The 16,601-nt window shown below is 53.3% G+C and carries 17 protein-coding genes; 11 read left to right on the plus strand and 6 right to left on the minus strand.

Translation table 11 applies throughout. The features are described from left to right. Positions 1 to 111: 111 nt before the first annotated feature. Positions 112 to 1,119 carry a cytochrome d ubiquinol oxidase subunit II gene (gene cydB / locus ABEH28_RS11220; protein WP_012723164.1) on the minus strand — a complete coding sequence of 336 codons (1,008 nt, stop codon included), beginning with the start codon at positions 1,117 to 1,119 and terminating at the stop codon, positions 112 to 114. Between the two features lie 3 nt (positions 1,120 to 1,122). Then, positions 1,123 to 2,550, minus strand: a complete 1,428-nt coding sequence (locus tag ABEH28_RS11225; RefSeq protein ID WP_012723163.1) for a cytochrome ubiquinol oxidase subunit I — start codon at positions 2,548 to 2,550, stop codon at positions 1,123 to 1,125. 51 nt (positions 2,551 to 2,601) lie between these two features. On the opposite strand from ABEH28_RS11225, the gene ABEH28_RS11230 reads away from it, so the two are divergent. Continuing rightward, positions 2,602 to 3,204: a uracil-DNA glycosylase gene (locus tag ABEH28_RS11230; RefSeq protein ID WP_032657055.1), complete on the plus strand. Its 603-nt coding sequence runs from the start codon at positions 2,602 to 2,604 to the stop codon at positions 3,202 to 3,204. 8 nt (positions 3,205 to 3,212) lie between these two features. On the opposite strand, the gene ABEH28_RS11235 is transcribed toward ABEH28_RS11230, so the two are convergent. Beyond that, on the minus strand, positions 3,213 to 4,382 hold the full coding sequence (locus tag ABEH28_RS11235) for a TDT family transporter (RefSeq protein WP_012723161.1): 1,170 nt from the start codon (positions 4,380 to 4,382) through the stop codon (positions 3,213 to 3,215). A 115-nt stretch (positions 4,383 to 4,497) separates the two neighbouring features. Here ABEH28_RS11235 and ABEH28_RS11240 point away from each other — a divergent pair, with 115 nt between their 5' ends. The 9 genes from ABEH28_RS11240 (at position 4,498) to ABEH28_RS11280 (ending at position 12,150) form a co-directional block, all read left to right on the plus strand. Continuing rightward, entirely contained in the window at positions 4,498 to 5,394 is an 897-nt protein-coding gene (locus tag ABEH28_RS11240) for a LysR family transcriptional regulator (protein ID WP_012723160.1), read from the plus strand. 158 nt (positions 5,395 to 5,552) lie between these two features. Next, complete coding sequence (locus tag ABEH28_RS11245; protein WP_012723159.1) at positions 5,553 to 6,545, plus strand: beta-propeller fold lactonase family protein; 993 nt, start codon at positions 5,553 to 5,555, stop codon at positions 6,543 to 6,545. Between the two features lie 59 nt (positions 6,546 to 6,604). Then, positions 6,605 to 7,840: a molybdopterin-dependent oxidoreductase gene (locus ABEH28_RS11250; protein ID WP_103388956.1), complete on the plus strand. Its 1,236-nt coding sequence runs from the start codon at positions 6,605 to 6,607 to the stop codon at positions 7,838 to 7,840. Position 7,841: 1 nt separating this feature from the next. Beyond that, entirely contained in the window at positions 7,842 to 8,204 is a 363-nt protein-coding gene (locus tag ABEH28_RS11255; RefSeq protein ID WP_224265906.1) for a hypothetical protein, read from the plus strand. Further along, positions 8,201 to 8,707, plus strand: a complete 507-nt coding sequence (locus ABEH28_RS11260) for a hypothetical protein (RefSeq protein WP_012723156.1) — start codon at positions 8,201 to 8,203, stop codon at positions 8,705 to 8,707. The genes ABEH28_RS11255 and ABEH28_RS11260 overlap by 4 nt, the downstream gene beginning before the upstream one ends. Continuing rightward, positions 8,700 to 10,157 (plus strand): cbb3-type cytochrome c oxidase subunit I, encoded by a 1,458-nt coding sequence (locus ABEH28_RS11265; protein ID WP_046722265.1) that lies wholly within the window; start codon positions 8,700 to 8,702, stop codon positions 10,155 to 10,157. The genes ABEH28_RS11260 and ABEH28_RS11265 overlap by 8 nt, the downstream gene beginning before the upstream one ends. Positions 10,158 to 10,160: 3 nt before the next feature. Further along, on the plus strand, positions 10,161 to 11,450 hold the full coding sequence (locus tag ABEH28_RS11270) for a cbb3-type cytochrome c oxidase subunit II (protein WP_012723154.1): 1,290 nt from the start codon (positions 10,161 to 10,163) through the stop codon (positions 11,448 to 11,450). Between the two features lie 3 nt (positions 11,451 to 11,453). Beyond that, the gene (locus ABEH28_RS11275) at positions 11,454 to 11,648 is read left to right on the plus strand and encodes a hypothetical protein (protein ID WP_032657047.1); all 195 of its coding nucleotides are present in this window, start codon (positions 11,454 to 11,456) and stop codon (positions 11,646 to 11,648) included. A 121-nt stretch (positions 11,649 to 11,769) separates the two neighbouring features. Further along, positions 11,770 to 12,150 carry a hypothetical protein gene (locus tag ABEH28_RS11280; protein ID WP_012723153.1) on the plus strand — a complete coding sequence of 127 codons (381 nt, stop codon included), beginning with the start codon at positions 11,770 to 11,772 and terminating at the stop codon, positions 12,148 to 12,150. Positions 12,151 to 12,613: 463 nt separating this feature from the next. Here the strand turns inward: ABEH28_RS11280 and istB are convergent, their stop codons facing one another. The 3 genes from istB to ABEH28_RS11295 form a co-directional block, all read right to left on the minus strand. Beyond that, positions 12,614 to 13,363 (minus strand): IS21-like element helper ATPase IstB, encoded by a 750-nt coding sequence (gene istB / locus ABEH28_RS11285; protein ID WP_012723152.1) that lies wholly within the window; start codon positions 13,361 to 13,363, stop codon positions 12,614 to 12,616. Then, positions 13,360 to 14,910, minus strand: coding sequence for an IS21 family transposase (istA, locus tag ABEH28_RS11290; protein ID WP_032657045.1), 1,551 nt, complete (start codon positions 14,908 to 14,910; stop codon positions 13,360 to 13,362). Before istA ends, istB begins: the two co-directional genes overlap by 4 nt. A gap of 239 nt (positions 14,911 to 15,149) precedes the next feature. Next, a complete protein-coding gene (locus ABEH28_RS11295) occupies positions 15,150 to 15,413 on the minus strand; it encodes a hypothetical protein (RefSeq protein WP_012723150.1) in 264 nt (87 codons plus the stop codon). A gap of 112 nt (positions 15,414 to 15,525) precedes the next feature. Between ABEH28_RS11295 and ABEH28_RS11300 the strand changes: the two genes are divergently transcribed. Next, positions 15,526 to 16,566, plus strand: coding sequence for a hypothetical protein (locus ABEH28_RS11300; RefSeq protein ID WP_012723149.1), 1,041 nt, complete (start codon positions 15,526 to 15,528; stop codon positions 16,564 to 16,566). The last annotated feature ends 35 nt before the right edge of the window (positions 16,567 to 16,601 follow it).

Consider the following 16,601-nt stretch of genomic DNA (forward strand, 5'->3'; position numbering starts at 1 on the left):
CCGAGCTACGCTCCAAGCACTGCAATAATGTCACTGATGGCGAAGTAACCCAAGGACTGCATTCCTGAACGGACTAGAGATTCCCGAGGCATTTAAAGGGTGTCAGTTCACTCAATGATAGCCTGCCTGATCGTTAACCTTTCCTCGGAACACGGAGTAGCTCCAAATGGTGTAGCCCAGAATGATCGGGATAATGAGCAGAGCACCTACAAGCATAAAACCTTGGCTTTGCGGGGGGGCTGCGGCATCCCAGATCGACGTCAACGGTGGGACGATGTTCGGCCACAGGCTGATGCCGAGGCCGCTGTAACCCAGAAAGATCAATACCAGGGTCAAGATAAAAGGCGCGTAGTGAGCACTGCTCGCCACGGCCCTGAACAACCCCCACATAGTCACCAACACTAGGACTGGCACCGGCAGGAACCAGAACAGGTTCGGTAGGCAGAACCAGCGTGCAGCGATATCGCCATGGGCGAGCGGCGTCCATAAGCTGACCACGGCGATCACAGCCAGCAGTGCCAACGTCAAAGGACGGGCCAGGTTATGCATGGCTTTTTGCAGCACGCCTTCAGTTTTCATGATCAGCCAGGTGCAGCCAAGCAAGGCATACGCAACTATCAGCGCAGCGCCGCAGAACAGACTGAACGGCGTCAGCCAGTCTAGGCCGCCCCCGGCGTACTGGCGATCGACCACCGGGAGGCCGTCGATGTAGGCGCCCAACGCCACGCCCTGGAAGAAGGTCGCCACCAGGGAGCCGCCGATAAAGGCCTTGTCCCAGATGTGGCGCTTCTCGTCAGTGGCCTTGAAACGGAACTCGAAGGCCACGCCGCGGAAAATCAGCCCGAACAGCATGAAAATCAGCGGCAGGTACAGGGCCGACAGGACCACCGAATAGGCCAGCGGGAAGGCGCCGAACAACGCCGCGCCGCCAAGCACGAGCCAGGTTTCGTTGCCGTCCCAGACAGGCGCGACCGTGTTCATCATTACGTCGCGATCGCCCGAGCCCTTCATGAAAGGAAAAAGAATGCCAATCCCTAGGTCAAAGCCGTCCATAATTACGTACATCATGATGCCGAAGATGATGATCACGGCCCAAATCAGCGGAAGATCAATGCCCATGAGTCAATGCCCCTTGTGATGGCTATCAGCATCGCCACCGTGGGCGGCAGATAGAGGACGGGCAGGTGTTCGCAGATGGCCAGGCCCACCGTGGCTAAGCGCGTCGCCTTCGTGATTTTGGGGTCCTTTACGTACCAGGCGCATCATGTAGCCCAAGCCGGTTCCGAAAAGCGCGAAATAAACCAGGACAAACAGCACTAAGGTAATGCTCATCTGCGCCACGCTATGGTTCGACGAAGCATCGGCAGTGCGCAGCAGTCCATACACTACCCAAGGCTGACGACCGATTTCAGTGGTAAACCAGCCGGCCAATAGGGCGATCAGCCCTGACGGCCCCATAAGCATCAGGAAGTATAAGAACGAGCGGCACCGGTAGAGCGTGCCGCGCTTTCGCAACCATAGACTCCACAGTCCAGTGAAAATCATCAGCATTCCCAAGCCAACCATGATACGGAACGACCAGAACACGATAGTCGAGTTGGGGCGATCCTCCGGCGCAAAGGATGCCAAGGCAGGAATCTGACGATCCAGGCTGTGGGTAAGGATCAAACTGCCCAAGTAGGGAATCTCGACGGAAAACCGGGTCTTCTCAGCCTTCATATCGGGCCAGCCAAACAGGATCAACGGCGTCGGCTCATTGCCCACGTTTTCCCAGTGGCCCTCTATTGCCGCAATTTTTGCCGGCTGATGCTCCAAAGTGTTCAACCCGTGAGCATCGCCCACCACGGCTTGTATCGGCGCCACAATCAACGCCATCCACATCGCCATTGATAACATTCGACGGACGGCCGGGTTATCGCGACCTCCCAACAGGTGCCAGGCTGCTGAAGCGCCGACAAAGAACGCCGTTGCCACGAAGGCAGCAATCGACATGTGCACCAGGCGGTAAGGAAAAGACGGATTGAAGATAATCTTCAGCCAGTCCATCGGAATCACTTGACCATGATCAATTTTGAAGCCCTGTGGGGTTTGCATCCAGCTATTAGAGGCGAGAATCCAGAACGAGGAAACCAAGGTGCCAACGGCCACCATCACGGTAGAAAAGAAATGTAGGCCACGGCCGACTCTACTCCAACCAAAAAGCATCACACCCAAGAATCCAGCTTCAAGAAAGAAAGCCGTCAGTACCTCGTAGGTCAGTAGGGTCCCCGTTATAGGGCCGGCGAAATACGAAAATCTGCTCCAATTGGTACCGAACTCATACGCCATGACCAATCCTGACACCACACCCATACCGAAGTTGACTGCGAAGATTTTGATCCAAAAGTGGTATAAGGTCCGATAGGTATTGTCATGCGTCCTCAACCAAAGACCTTCCAACACTGCTAGATAAGCAGCCAGCCCGACGGTAACTGCCGGGAACAGGATGTGGAATGAAACGGTGAAAGCGAACTGCATTCGCGCGAGGTCAAGAGCTTGAAGATCGAACATATCGTGGCCTCCTAATGGCAATTTCGTATCAATAGAGGAAGCGTCTTGTCAGTGTCGACTCACCAAGGCACCGCCCCCCTCGGGATTTCGCTTGAAGCGCGAGAAATTTTTCTGCTGATGCCGAACGTTGCGCAACTGACGCGCTGGGTGATTTCCCAGTCCACGGGCGACAAAACCTTGCCGTATTTCGATCCGTTGGATGGCGGCGTCTACGCCAAAATATTGATATTGCTAGAGTCACCCGCGCGAACGGTCAGTCGTGCACGGTATGTCTCACGAGACAATCCGGGGCCTGCACAACGCAACCTCAAAAGTTTCATGGAACAGGTTGGGTTGGAACGCCGAGAGACCGTTATCTGGAATCTATATCCTTGGCTGCCCGATCTTGAAAAGCCCAAGGCGTCGCTCCGCAGGGCGCAAATTGAGGAGGGAATTGAGAAGCTAATCACGCTGCTTCCGCATTTTCCTGATCTCGCGACTGTCGTATTTGCCGGACGTGTCGCTCAGCAGGCGATGCTGCGGGTTCGACACGCCTTTCCCGATATCTCATTGCTCGAGATGCCACACCCCAGCCCGCTTTCTGTTTGCACTCACCCGAGTGTTCGGCAACGCATCCTATCCACGCTGCGTGACGCCAAACAGTCGATTGAGTAGCCAAAGGTTCAGGGTTTGCTCATCTTGTTCAGCGAGGCGATGCAGGGCGAGATGAACAAGTTGCCGCGATACGCGCCTACCAAAGTTTTGGCCGCGACGATGATCCACATGATCGCAAGCAGCAATACCAGTACCACGCCCACAAAATTGAAGAACGCGAGGTGCAACATGGAGCCCAATTTAAGGGTAGTCACCGCATACACGCCTAGCGGAAAGGTGAAACCCCACCAGCCGAGGTTGAAAGGAATACCCTCCCTGAAGTAGCGACCGGTAATCAGCAGCGCCAAAACCATCCACCACAATCCAAGCCCCCAAAACAGCACACCACCGATCAAGCCAATGCCCTCGGCAACGCCTCCGATGCCGGCCATTCCATGAGCGGCGAAGATCGCCGGAGCGTCGCTGCCGAGTACCAGCATCCCCAACGCACCAGTACCAATGGGCCCTAATGAAAGCCAGCTCGATGCCGCCATGCTCTCATGAGGCAATTTATGCAATGCCATGCGCAGCAGCAGAATCACCAGAATACTCAAGGCCACGGGCACTGAGTATGCCCATAGCACGTAGCTGGTGATCAACAGGGTGAACTGTGCACTCGCATCAGCAAGGTGCGGCGCCAGTAGCCCACCACTGGCGGCGGCTACCTCGGCCGCAACCACAGGTAGCAGCCATACTGCTGTCATCTGGTCGATACTGTGCTGCTGGCGGGTAAACATCATGAACGGGATCAGAACCCCGCACGCCAACGCCATGGCGACATCGATCCACCACAGGACTTCAGCTAAAGCGACAACCCCATCCCCCCAGCGTGGCAAGCCATAAAGGAGAAATCCGTTGATGATTGTCGCCAGCCCCATGGGGATGGTTCCAAAAAACATCGACACGGTGGAGTGACCGAAGATCTGTTTGGCTTCATTAAAGAACAGGGCCCAGCGGCTTGCGTACAACACCGTAAAGAGGCAAAACAACGCGATATTGAAAAACCACAAGGCTTCACCTAACACTTTGGGCCACTGCGCGGCAAATGGCAGTTGGCCCAAAGCCAGAGCCAGAATCCCGGTGCCCATCGTGGCGGCGAACCAGTTAGGTGTGAACTGCCGGATCGCTTCTCGTGGATTGGACAATGCTGCCAGTGGATGGCTGCCGCCCATAATCGCTGCGAGTCGTGTATCACTCATTTTCGCGCTCCCGCTTCAGTGTTCATTCAATGTGACTTGCCTGAAGTATAGCTTGATGAGGTTAGCGGCTAAACGGATAGTATAGGTTTACGTTACCTGTTAAAGAGGTAGAAAATTGAAGTTAAGCCTACGTCAATTGCAAATCTTCTGCGCCATTGCGCAACAGGGCAGCACCACCAGCGCGGCCATCGCTGTGTCACTTTCGCAATCGGCCACCAGCGCCGCACTCAACGAGTTGGAAAGCGCCTTGGATACCCGGCTTTTCGATCGCGTAGGCAAACGCTTGGTGTTAAACAATAACGGCCAAGCATTACTGCCCCAGGCCAGAAGCATGCTTGAGAACGCGTTGCAGATAGAAAACAGCTTCCTTCCAGGGCATGCAGAGCTGAAGACTCGCTTGCGGGTAGGCTGTAGTACCACTATAGGCAACTATGTTTTGCCATTGATACTTGGCGAGTTACGCCAATCGGCTCCGCACCTGCGGGTCGATGTTGATATGGCCAACAGCATGGCTATCGCCCGGAAGGTCGCAGATTTCGAGATTGATATGGGACTGATTGAGGGACCGTGCCACTTGCCCGAACTGAGTGCCGAACCTTGGCTTGTAGATGAACTGCTCATTGTAGCGGGCCAACGTCACCCTTTAGCACTCAAGTCGCAGGTCACCCTTGATGACCTGCGTACTGCTGAGTGGCTTCTCCGCGAACCTGGCTCGGGCACTCGGGAGGAAGTCGAACAGTTGCTGTTGCGTCACCTGCACGACCTCGCTGAAACCCGCCAGATCGGCAGCTCAGAAGCCATCAAACACGTCCTTGCACAAGGCATCGGCATCAGTTGCCTGTCGAGCAGGGTCGTTCGGGATCTGCTGACTTCTCAAGACCTGATTGAACTGCCGCATGCGTTGCCTGGGCTGAGCCGGCGCTTTTTTCTGATCCGCCACCGGGAAAAATTCATCTCGTCCGGACTTGAACGGTTCTGGCAAAGTTGCACTCAGTTTGCGAGCCAAAGCTAACGAAATCTATTTGAAAAGTAGGTAACTACTACCACAACAACTTGTTTTCGGAATTTATCCCAAGCGCTTAAGGTCAACTCATTGTCTAGCAGCAATCAGCGAGCTGCATTTGCCAAGGCGCAATCTCACGCCTGGCTGCCCCTTGTGAGGAACCTCTGATGAATGTGATCAAGAAAACAGTGACTGCACTGGCGTTGGGTATCGCGCTCGCCGCATCAATGAGTGCGTCGGCAGCGGAAGATCGCTGGACCTTCGATGGTGATATTCATAACAACTCACTGGCTGTCAGCCCTGACGAATCGACAGCCGTAGTCTCCTACAGTCAGCGTCCTGACGTGGTGGTCTACGACTTGAAAACCGGCAAGGTTCGTCAGGTTCTCACCGGCTATATCACGCCACGCAACATTGTCTTTTCTCCAAACGGCGATGTGTTCTACCTTTCCGACAGCAGCTTAGGGGTCGTTCGTAAGATCGACACCAAAACATTAAAAGTCATCGCAGATCTTCCGTTAGGTGCAGGTGCTTTTGGTACCACGCTCAGCAAGGATGGGAGCCTGCTCTACGTCAACAACGAGGCCGCCAGCACCTTGTCGGTTATTGACCTTGATCACCAACGACCAGTAGCTGTGGTACCTGGCTTCTCCCAACCGCGCCAAGGCATCCGAGTAAGCCCTGACGGCAAAACCGTCTATGTCACCAACTTTCTTGGCGACAAAATCACCCTGGTCGACAGCAAGACCAATAAGATCGAAGGTGAGATCACTGGCTTCAACAAGTTGCGCGCCATCTCCATATCGGCCGACGGCAATACGCTGTACGCGGCTAACAGCGGCAGTAACAGCATCGCAGTTGTCGACACTCAAAAACGCGCTATCACAACCACCGTTATGGTGGGCAAAGACCCCTACGGTGCAGCCCTGACTCCAGACGGACTGCACGTCTACTCGGGTAACCTGGGTGACAACACCCTGTCAGTGATAGACACCAAAACGCTGAAAGTGACGACCACTGTGACCGGTTTGAAGGCACCCCGCCAGGCCATTGTCTTCACCAAAGACAAGTCGAAGGCTTATGTCCTCAACGAGGACCTGAGCATCTCCACCGTCGATCTCGCCAGCAACAAGGTGGTATCGACGCTCAAGGCTGACTGATCGAAACAACGCAGGCCTTCTCGAGGGCCTGCTGATACTCCACGACCTGGTGAATAATAATGAATGGAAGTGATGAGTTCTGGATGATGAATCGCCGTCGTTTACTCGGGTTGGCCACTAGCGCTGGTCTCGCTAGCCTGCTTCCGCGCCAAGCCCTTTCTGGAACGGACTTGGCGCAACTAGATAGGATCGAATCCGCAGAGTCCGAACGACGCCTTGTACGTTTTCCAGAGAAAACGGGACTGATTCTGATTACTGATCGTCCGCCGCAGTTGGAAACGCCGCTGCATTATTTTCGCCAGGACCTGACGCCTAACGAAGCCTATTTTGTTCGGTGGCATCTGTCGGGGTATCCAACTCAGGTCGATACGCGAACCTTTCGACTGCGTCTCGATGGCCAGGTTGCCAATCCTCAGTCTTTTTCTCTTGATGCCTTGGTCAACGAGTTCGAGCCCGTGACACTGGTGGCCATGAACCAATGTTCAGGCAATGCCAGAAGCTTGTTTGGTCCTAAACCTCCTGGTGGGCAATGGCAATTTGGCGCGATGGGAAATGCACAGTGGACAGGCGTTCGCCTCAAGGACCTCCTTGATCGTGCAGGTGTTAAAGCAGGAGCAGTCGAGGTGGCAATTTCTGGGCTGGATGAGTCGCCAATGCCAGGCTTGCCAAAGATCGTGAAGTCATTGAAGTTTGACCATGCCAATGATGGTGATGTGATGGTTGCATACGCAATGAATGGCGCACCACTGCCGATGCTCAATGGCTTTCCATTGCGCTTAGTGGTACCCGGTTGGTACGCGACTTACTGGATTAAATCATTGGCTCACATTGAGGTGCTAGATAAACCTTTAAGCAATATTTGGATGAACCAAGCCTACCGAATTCCTGATAATCCAGAGATCAACGAGGAGCCAGGAAACCTCTCCAAGAAAACGGTACCCATCAACCGCTTTGTCACTCACTCCGTATTCGTACGTCCAGAACCCGAAGAACTATTGCTTGTAAATCATCCATACATGCTAGAGGGCTTAGCCAATGATGGCGGCGATGGTATCGCTCGGGTTGAGGTTTCAGTTGACGGCGGGCGTACTTGGGCAGATGCGACGCTCGACCCCGAGATCGGCCGGTTCTCTTGGCGTCGGTGGCGCTTCGTATGGACCCCCCTTGACAAAGGCCGATACACGTTCAAGGTCCGCGCCACCAACCGCGCCGGGCAAGGTCAACTGACCACCCAGTGGAATCGGGGAGGCTATGCGCGCCGGGTTATCGAACAAACCACTGGAATGGTGGTGTGAGATGACGACATTTCTCCAGCCTAGAATGCTCTTTTTTGCCTTGATGTGTAGCCTACCTATTTGGATACCAAGCGCCTTTGCGGCCGAGGAACCGAAGGTCGATTTTGGTGCTCCCGTGCACTCAATCACTGTTCCCCACGACGAGCCCTACTTGCCGGACGGTCCGGGGCGCAGCGAATTTCTGGCACAATGCGTGATCTGCCATTCTCCTCGTTACGTTACCAACCAACCTGCATTTCCGCGTAAAACCTGGGCGGCTGAGGTCGCCAAAATGCGCGACGAATATGGAGCGCCCATCCCCGACGAAGCCGTACAACCAATCATCGATTATCTGATGTTCTTCAATGGCAAGGAGACACCATGAGTGATCCTGTTCGCGACACATCGGCCCATGGGATTTCCCGAACTGCATTGGCTATGTTGATTGGTGTATTGGCGCTCGGCACGTTGATATCTTGGAAGGTCATCGGCACCCACGGCGCCTCGGATATCACCCGACGAGGAGATGCTCTCCCGTCGCGAGTGGACTCAACAGATAAGGTCGAGTTGACCACTGCATTGGTCGGCGCAGGCGCAATTGTGGTCCAACAGCGTTGCGCAGGGTGTCATGACGCGACTCAACGTTCGGTAGGTCCTAGCTGGAATGCAGTCCTTGCACGATATAAATCTGTAATTGGGACGAAGCCGCTTAATCACGAAGCATTGGCTGTCATGGTCGCTGCCATTTCCCATCCCCAACCAGGATGGGATGGTTATTCTGCAGGGCCTACGGACATAACACTGACGCCGGAGGAGCGATCAGGAACGGCAGCATGGATTCTAAGCCGCTCCAAAACCGTTTCGTTGAAGGAGCTAAGCCATGAGTAGACTGATAGCTGGAACAGAGCATGCTCTAGACGCGAATCAACCCTCGGATATTTTGCCGCGCATTGATTACGATCTTATCAAAGCCCACGGTTATGCAGCAGTGATCACACTGTTTCTATCAGCTCTTGCGGGCCTGCTTGTTGCTCTGAAGCTGACAATGCCCGATCTGCTGAGTAGCCACGCAGCGCTGACCTGGGGTCGCCTGAGGTTCGATCACACACAAGGTATTTTTTTTGGTTGGCTTGCCAATGCTTTCTTTGCGTTCTGTTACCACATGGTCCCGCGCCTGGCTGATCGCCCGGTGTTCAGTCGCAGATTGGGCTGGGTCATTTTCTATATTTGGAATCTTGGTGTCCTTTTGCCCGGATGGTTACTTATTTCCCTCGGGCTCGATAGCCCATGGTTCGCAATACAGTCTTTAGAATGGGCGGAGTTCCCAATGATCGTGGACCTAGTGGTAGTACTCGGTCTGATTTTGGTATGTGCCCAATTCGCGGGGCCTTTCTTGCTTAAGCGGCAACGAGGAGGCTTGTATATTTCGGCTTGGTACCTGATCGGCGGAGCCGTATTTACGCTGCTTGCATATCCAGTAGGAAATTTCGCGCCTGCATTTATCCCCGGCGCGCAAGGTGCTGCATTCAGCGGGCTTTGGATTCACGACGCAGTGGGTTTGTTCGTTACGCCATTTGTACTTGCGATCTCTTACTACATTATTCCGGCCGCCACCAATCGACCTATCTATAGCCACTTTTTGTCAATGATCGGTTTCTGGTTTCTATTCTTTTTTTATCCGCTCAATGGCACTCACCATTACGTCTATTCGGCTATCCCCATGGACGCGCAGAAGGCGGCCATTATCGCCTCCGTGTATTTGGGCATGGACGTGATACTAGTTGTATTCAACCAACTGATGTCACTGCGAGGCCAAGCTTCGACAGTCGCAAGCGATGTCCCTCTGAGGTTTGTCTGGACGGGCACGGTGTTCTATTTAATCGTCAGTTTGCAGGGCGCGTTCCAGGCTCTGATGCCGGTCAACCGATTGACTCACTTTTCCGATTGGGTAATTGGCCATTCGCATCTCGCGATGCTGGGTTTTGCAACCTTCGTTGCCGCTGGCGGGATTGCCCATGCCTGGCAGCGTATACCAAACAACCGCTACAGCGCAGCGGCGATGAATTGGGCTTACTGGCTGATAACTATCGGCCTACTGGCCATGTTCACCACACTAACGGCCGGCGGTTTGGTACAGGCACAAATATGGGAAACCACCGCGCCGTGGATGGACTCTGTACGCGCATCTCTGGCGTACTGGTGGATCAGAGACCTAAGCGGATTGCCGATTCTGGCAGGCTTCATCGCGTTTTTCCTGGGCCTAACTACAGGAGCCCGAAACAACGGTGCTGCCGTAAGTACCTCTCCCGTCATTCACCCTACGTTAGCGGGAGTTTAAGGTATGCAAACGGTTACCAAGCATCGCCTGTTCAATAGCGCCTATCTGATCATATTTGTAGCCGGTATCGGCTTCTTTATCTTGTCGTTTATGCTGCTCGGGATATTGCCTGGGAAGCAACTGCAAAAGGAAATCGAGGCCCGTGCACCTGCCAACATGCAACAGTATTCCGCGAAAGAAGAACGAGGGCGCATTGTATATGCCCGCGAAGGGTGCGGTTATTGTCATACTCAACAAGTACGATTCGTAGCTCAGGACGTCAGTCGCTGGGGGGCGCCCACTGAAGCATGGGAAACGAAATACGACTACCCACAACTCTGGGGGACTCGCCGCATTGGTCCTGATTTAGCTCGGGAAACCGAGGTACGAAGTAATGATTGGCATCTGACCCACCTATTCAATCCTCGATATGTCGTTCGTGACTCTGTAATGCCTGGCTATCCCTGGTTGTTTAAAGGTGATGCCAACAAACCGACATCGGATGGAATTGACCTCGTTGCCTACTTACAGACGCTTGGTAGAGCTAGAAAAGTTTCGGGTTATGACGATCCGCTTCAGGCGCAGGTTGACGCTCAACAATCAACCCAGAAGAGCAGTAACGCGATGTCGCACGACAGCATGGCAGATGAAGAAATGTCGGCGTCACTCAATGTAAGCCAAGATGCAATCGCCGCGCGACCTCGCTTGGATGGGCCAGTGCCTGGCTTTGTGATACCTACTAACGCAAATGACCGCTCGATCGCATTACGTCTGGGACAAGCGGCTTTCGCGGAGAACTGCGCCGGGTGCCATGGTCCGAGTGGAACAGGTGATGGCTTAGCGGCGCCGACGTTGCTGCCACGTCCGGCTAACCTGCGCGATGCACAATTTACAACCCGGCATTTAGCCGATGTTTTGTGGAACGGCAGGCCCGGGACAGCAATGCCCGCTTGGAGAGACCTTGATAACTCAACGCTGGTGGCACTCACGCTTTATGTGCAAAGCCTGCATACAGCGGACGAGCGCGCCTTGCCGTCTAGCGACGTAGCGCTTGGGCAGTCTCTATTTTCCACCAATTGTGCTAGCTGCCACGGTGCCAGTGGCCAGGGCAATGGGCCTGCATCTCGCGGGCTCTCCCCACGCCCCGCGAACTTCTGGGAGAAGAAAGGCAACACGGCGTATCTGGAGAACGTCTTGCGTGAAGGCATACCAGGTACGGCAATGCCTCCCTGGAAAGCAGTGCTCTCGGACGAACAACGAACTGCTGTAGTTACCTATTTGCGTACGCTATACCAACCTACCGAGCAGGAGTGAATCATGTTTGCTTCAATGGTAATTGTGATGACCCTGATCGTTTCTGCATTCGTTGTAGCTTGGTGGGTCAGCCCTGAACTTCGGCTGTGGAGTGAGGCGCCCAAGCTCGTGATGCTTGAGCGTGAACGTCGTTTTGCTCAAATAAGAACGCCATTGGATCAACAGGGGGGGAAAGATCAGGGTTCCGGTAAAACATAATATTGGGAAGTTTTTTACGGAACTGGAATAGAACTGTCTGGCGTTCGTCTACTGTCTGGTCGCGTACTATTTCAAATAGCAGGCGAGCCTACAAAAATTCACAAAAACCAAAGGAATACGTATGTTCAAAAAAATGATCCTCACCGCTGCTGTTGCCGTCTGCTGCATATCTGGTTTTGCGTTCGCCGACGCGCCAGTCAAGGTTGCTGAAACAGACAAGGGAAAAGTACTCGTAGACGCGAAAGGAATGACTCTGTACACGTTCGGTAAGGACACCTCGGGCAAGTCGGTCTGCACTGGGCCATGCGCTGCAAACTGGCCACCTCTGGCAGTGTCGGCAAACGCCAAAGCGGATCATGATTATTCTGTCGTCACTCGAGACGATGGCACAAAACAATGGGCTTACAAAGGCATGCCACTTTACAGCTGGGTCAAAGATACCAAGCCAGGGGATACAACCGGCGACGGTGTCAACCAAGTCTGGCACGTTGCTAAACCGTAACCTCATTAATTAACAGGCTAGCATGCGCCCTGGCTTTGTCAGTGGCGCAAACTAGAAGTTTAACTACCTGATAGTTCCGCCAACGTGCGGCCGCTGCGCCTCACAAAGCATGATGGATCAGATCAACGTAAAATGGGGCCGAGGCACCGTACGCTCTTGAGATGTTCCCATAACGCCATACTGGGGTATGAAGCGCCAGATGCTAAGCCCCATTTGCACAACCCAGCTGGATCACCTCTGGACTGTTAAATTTAAATAGGGCTAGCACTGGGGCTGGGACTTACTAAAGGTTTCAACCCTCAGATCTGATTAAGGTAGGATGATTCAAAGAGCATAGCAAAAATCTTAATCCCGCCAATTATACATTATTGAAAAAACAGGTGATTGCGTTGCATTTGACCAACTGCTTGCATTCAATTTGACCAATTGCATTCGTATTGCCCACCTGGATAAACACCGGATCCTATTGCAACCGTTTGCGACTTTTGATCCTTCGCATTGATTCGCCTTTCAGTTCTATAACGTGGGACTTGTGAACGATACGGTCAAGAATTGCATCGGCAATCGTGGGGTCGGAGAACAGGTCATACCATTTTTCTTTAGGGTACTGACTTGTAATCAACAATGAGCCGTTCTGTGACTGCTCGTCGATAACGTCCAGGAGGAACGGGCCCAACTGGGCGTCAATGCCACCGATGCCCAAATCATCTATGACTAATAATTCTGCGCGGATCAAATGCCGACGTAGTTTAGGCGTGGTGTGGTCAGCGTAAGAAAGTGAGATTTCTTCAAAAAGCTTCGTGGCAGTGCGATACAGCGTCGCTCGCCCAAGGCGGCAGGCTTGGTTTCCGAGTGCGCAAGCGAGCCAGGTTTTGCCAGTGCCCGTAGCGCCCGTGATGATCACATTCTGACGTCGCGCTAACCACTCGCACTCACCAAGGGACATGACCGTATTGCGGTCTATGCCTCGAGACGCCTTGAATTCAATGCTGTCTATTGTGGCTTCATTCTCACGAAGCCTTGCGTTCTTTAGCAAACGTCCAACCTTTCTGCTCTCACGCTCGCTATTTTCGGCATCCATCATTAAACCAAGCCTTGTTTCGAATGGTTCTTTCAGCAGCGCCGGTGTTTCAAGCTGACGCTCGTAGGCTGCTGCCATCCCGTGCAGACCAAGAGACATAAGGTTTTGGGCAGTATCGAGGATTGACTTCATAGCGGCTCATCTCCCTGTGAGGCGTAGTATTCAGCACCACGTATGTTGGCGTGTTCGACCAAGGGGGCGGATCTTCGGTAGTTGGGGCGCAGGTCAGATTCGTTCCGAAGGATCGAACGCAGCCGCTCAGAACTTAGGATGTTCAAGCTATTCGCATAGCCGCACGCGGACTCAAGGCGTGACGGTGTGATTGCCCCTTTGCGAACGTCACGTTTCAGGCCAACAACGACCTTCAAACCGGTCGAGAAATCTTTCCGCAGGTTGAGGTTGTCCTTCACGAAACGGAGCGTTTCCGGCCCAATAGTCTCAGCCCAGACAATCAGAGCTTCCGGCTGGGAGTCCTGGAAATATCTGTGATTCGGGGCCAAGTGCTCTTTGAGAGTGCTAGTGCCCCGCTGACGATTGAGCTTGTGCGAGCCGATGAGACGGCGCTGATGAATGATTTCGAGCCAATCGTCTCGCACGCGCAAATCGACAAGAAGATTCGCGAAGTGGTAAGGAACCGAGTAGCTGTGCTCTTCAAATTGTACGTGGTAGTCGCTGCCTACCCTAACCTGATACACCCACTTGCTGTAGCTGTACTTATGTTCTGGGAGCGGCTTGAGGGCTGGATAGTCAAGCTCAAGGAAGCGGCTGGTTCGGCTCTTAGGGTACGTTCGAGTGATTCGACTGTTTAGCTCATCAACCCAGTAGCTGATTTTCTCGTTGAGCTCTTCTAAGGAAAAAAAGGTGCTCGCTCTCAGCCTTGCGAGAACGAATCTTTGTACCAGTTGAACAGCAATCTCACCTAGCGACTTGTCTTGCGGTTTACGCGGTCTGGCGGGGTAAATTTGAAATCCGTAGTGCTCAGAAAACTCGGCGTAGGCACGATTTAGGGTCACCACATCTCTCGTGTTTTTCGTCACTGCTGACTTCAAATTATCAGGCACAACGAACCGTGGAACCCCGTCGAAGAACTCCAGGGCCAGAATGTTGCATCTGAGCCAGTCTGGGATCGTTTGACTTCTCACGGCGGTGGCAAAAATGTATCCCGAGGCACCTAGCGTTGCCACGAACACCTGAGCTTGGCTGATTGCTCCAGTATCCGGGTTGGTCACAGGCATTGTCCTGCCACAAAAGTCCACGAAGCACTTGTCTCCGGGGAGGTGAGTCTGTCGCATGCTCAGCTTTTGCCTATTGACCCATTCACGATAAATCCGTGTGAACTGAGCATAAGACACGCCTTCTGGCTCGCTTGTACGAAACTCTTGCCATAGGAGTTCCAAGGTGATGTCAGGAAGTTTTAGCTGTTCATGGATGGCAGGCCATGACGGGTAAGCCTTCCTTTGAGATGAGACTTTTGGCTGGGTATGCAGACGCTCCGCCAGCGCTTTGTCGTCAAGGTGCTTCAGTTCTTCCCAGCTTTGTCCACACTGTGCCAACTGATCCCGAATGGTGCGAACAGTGTTATGGGACACTTTGGCTAATAGGCCAATAGCCCTATTCGACAGCTTGGGGTCGCTCGTAAGGCGTAGCACCTCGCGCTGCGTACTTATTGGCAGCCTCATATGTTCTCCTCGCGACAGGTGTGTGAACACCTCACAGGTCGCGCCGTGTGAAAATTGCAGACAAACGGAATGTGATCGACTTGACGCCGAACGCGAGGGAACACAGAATGACGGCGCGTAGGGCTGAAACCTAACACCATCAAAAAAGCCTAGGGCTCCACCCCTGGGCTTTTTTGTGCTCCAAATCCACCGGCTAGCTCCTATCCTGATCTCATTGTGATACTCCTCATATGCTTAGTTCATACGGCCTGCTGCCGTGCGCAGCGCTGCGTAGCAATCCACCAAGCGACCTCTTTGGACAGAGCAAAGAACCCCCGACGATTAGGCACTTCAAATAGCGGCACCTCAATTGTCCCTCGCTGTTTAGCTTTACGAAACGCGTCGTACGATGTGTAACCCAACTCTCTCCACAGCGCGCTGCCACCCACCATCAGGCCATATCGCTGTTTGAGGTCGAGCTCTAATTCGAATGACAGAAATTGGATTTCAAGGGGCTCGCGCATCGCACTTAATGTCCGGTTTGGTCACAGTTGATAGTAATAAACCGCCCCCTTGCGCTCCAGCCGTAAGACTTCTACATTTTTTACGGTACAAAGATCGTTCGGGGATTTTTAAGTGTCTGATTTTAAGAGAATTGCAAACATTTATTCGGAGTTCGCAGGCAGCTTGCGCGAACAAATTCCGGAAAATAGCCGCCCCCGAAGCAACACAGTGGAAATGCTCGCAGTGGGCTACTGGTTCGAAGGACTGAGGCAGCGGACAGGCCTCAAAACTGCCTATGCCCTTGAGCTGTATTTCGAAAAAGAGTCATTTCGAAGAAATACGAATGGCACGATCCGGCATTACCGAAGCAAGTGGTCTAGGTACGAACAGAAAATGATCTCCCCCAAGGCCAAGACCTTGAGTAGGGTGGAACTGCTAGCACCTGGATCGTCCCGCGACCTGAATCATCCCATATGGACTTTGATGAAGCTGATCTCCCGGCAACAGAAAATCAGCTTCGACAGCTACTTCCGTGCGTTAAATACCGATGTCCAACTGGTGCTTTATCGCAGCACCAGCAACATGATTTGGGACAGTGTTCAGCGCGAACCAATCACTCAAGTTCTACTCGAAAAACTCGAACGCAGGGCAAGCTTGGATGCCCTCGCTGCGTTGATCGCGATAGTGGTCGAAGCAGATCTCCTAGGTCGAAAAACCGTTGCTATCAAGGCAGCAGGCACCTTGCACAAAGTACTTCTGATGCTGGCAATGGAGCTTCAAGCGCGCGGTGTTGCCGTTGGCCTAATCGATTGGCTCGTGTTCAACGTCCTACCCCTTGGAGTGCCTGCCCATCTGCATATCTGGATGAGCAGCGCTGACTACATCCACGCGTCGGCGCATTTGAACACCATGGTTTACCAGCATCCGGAAAGGCGCGGAAAAGCCCTACCTTGGAAGCTTCGTAATAAGCTGATGTGCAAGCTGCTTGCCGGGGACATGGGAATTGACGTTTTGCACGCAATGCGCCCTCAGTTCGAGTTGCGGACGGACATAGGGGAAATTGCGGCCGAGCTGGTCGAGGAGTTTAAGAAGACGTCGGCACTGAGAACTTGGGGATGGATGTGCATCATCGATGGCGCGCCACAGACAGTGCCACCAGTACCGCTGCTTTAGCCTTTCAAATGACTCGCTAGGCGAGTGGTCAAGTC

It is taken from the genome of Pseudomonas sp. Ps21-P2 (assembly GCF_039672565.1).
Lineage (GTDB): Bacteria > Pseudomonadota > Gammaproteobacteria > Pseudomonadales > Pseudomonadaceae > Aquipseudomonas.

Bases quoted from the DNA above. Each gene is read 5' to 3' on its own strand.
- cydB (WP_012723164.1), bottom strand. From the start codon at position 1,119: ATGGGCATTGATCTTCCGCTGATTTGGGCCGTGATCATCATCTTCGGC.
- ABEH28_RS11225 (WP_012723163.1), bottom strand. From the start codon at position 2,550: ATGTTCGATCTTCAAGCTCTTGACCTCGCGCGAATGCAGTTCGCTTTC.
- ABEH28_RS11235 (WP_012723161.1), bottom strand. From the start codon at position 4,382: ATGAGTGATACACGACTCGCAGCGATTATGGGCGGCAGCCATCCACTG.
- ABEH28_RS11245 (WP_012723159.1), top strand. From the start codon at position 5,553: ATGAATGTGATCAAGAAAACAGTGACTGCACTGGCGTTGGGTATCGCG.
- ABEH28_RS11250 (WP_103388956.1), top strand. From the start codon at position 6,605: ATGAATGGAAGTGATGAGTTCTGGATGATGAATCGCCGTCGTTTACTC.
- ABEH28_RS11255 (WP_224265906.1), top strand. From the start codon at position 7,842: ATGACGACATTTCTCCAGCCTAGAATGCTCTTTTTTGCCTTGATGTGT.
- ABEH28_RS11260 (WP_012723156.1), top strand. From the start codon at position 8,201: ATGAGTGATCCTGTTCGCGACACATCGGCCCATGGGATTTCCCGAACT.
- ABEH28_RS11265 (WP_046722265.1), top strand. From the start codon at position 8,700: ATGAGTAGACTGATAGCTGGAACAGAGCATGCTCTAGACGCGAATCAA.
- ABEH28_RS11270 (WP_012723154.1), top strand. From the start codon at position 10,161: ATGCAAACGGTTACCAAGCATCGCCTGTTCAATAGCGCCTATCTGATC.
- ABEH28_RS11275 (WP_032657047.1), top strand. From the start codon at position 11,454: ATGTTTGCTTCAATGGTAATTGTGATGACCCTGATCGTTTCTGCATTC.
- ABEH28_RS11280 (WP_012723153.1), top strand. From the start codon at position 11,770: ATGTTCAAAAAAATGATCCTCACCGCTGCTGTTGCCGTCTGCTGCATA.
- istB (WP_012723152.1), bottom strand. From the start codon at position 13,363: ATGAAGTCAATCCTCGATACTGCCCAAAACCTTATGTCTCTTGGTCTG.
- istA (WP_032657045.1), bottom strand. From the start codon at position 14,910: ATGAGGCTGCCAATAAGTACGCAGCGCGAGGTGCTACGCCTTACGAGC.
- ABEH28_RS11295 (WP_012723150.1), bottom strand. From the start codon at position 15,413: ATGCGCGAGCCCCTTGAAATCCAATTTCTGTCATTCGAATTAGAGCTC.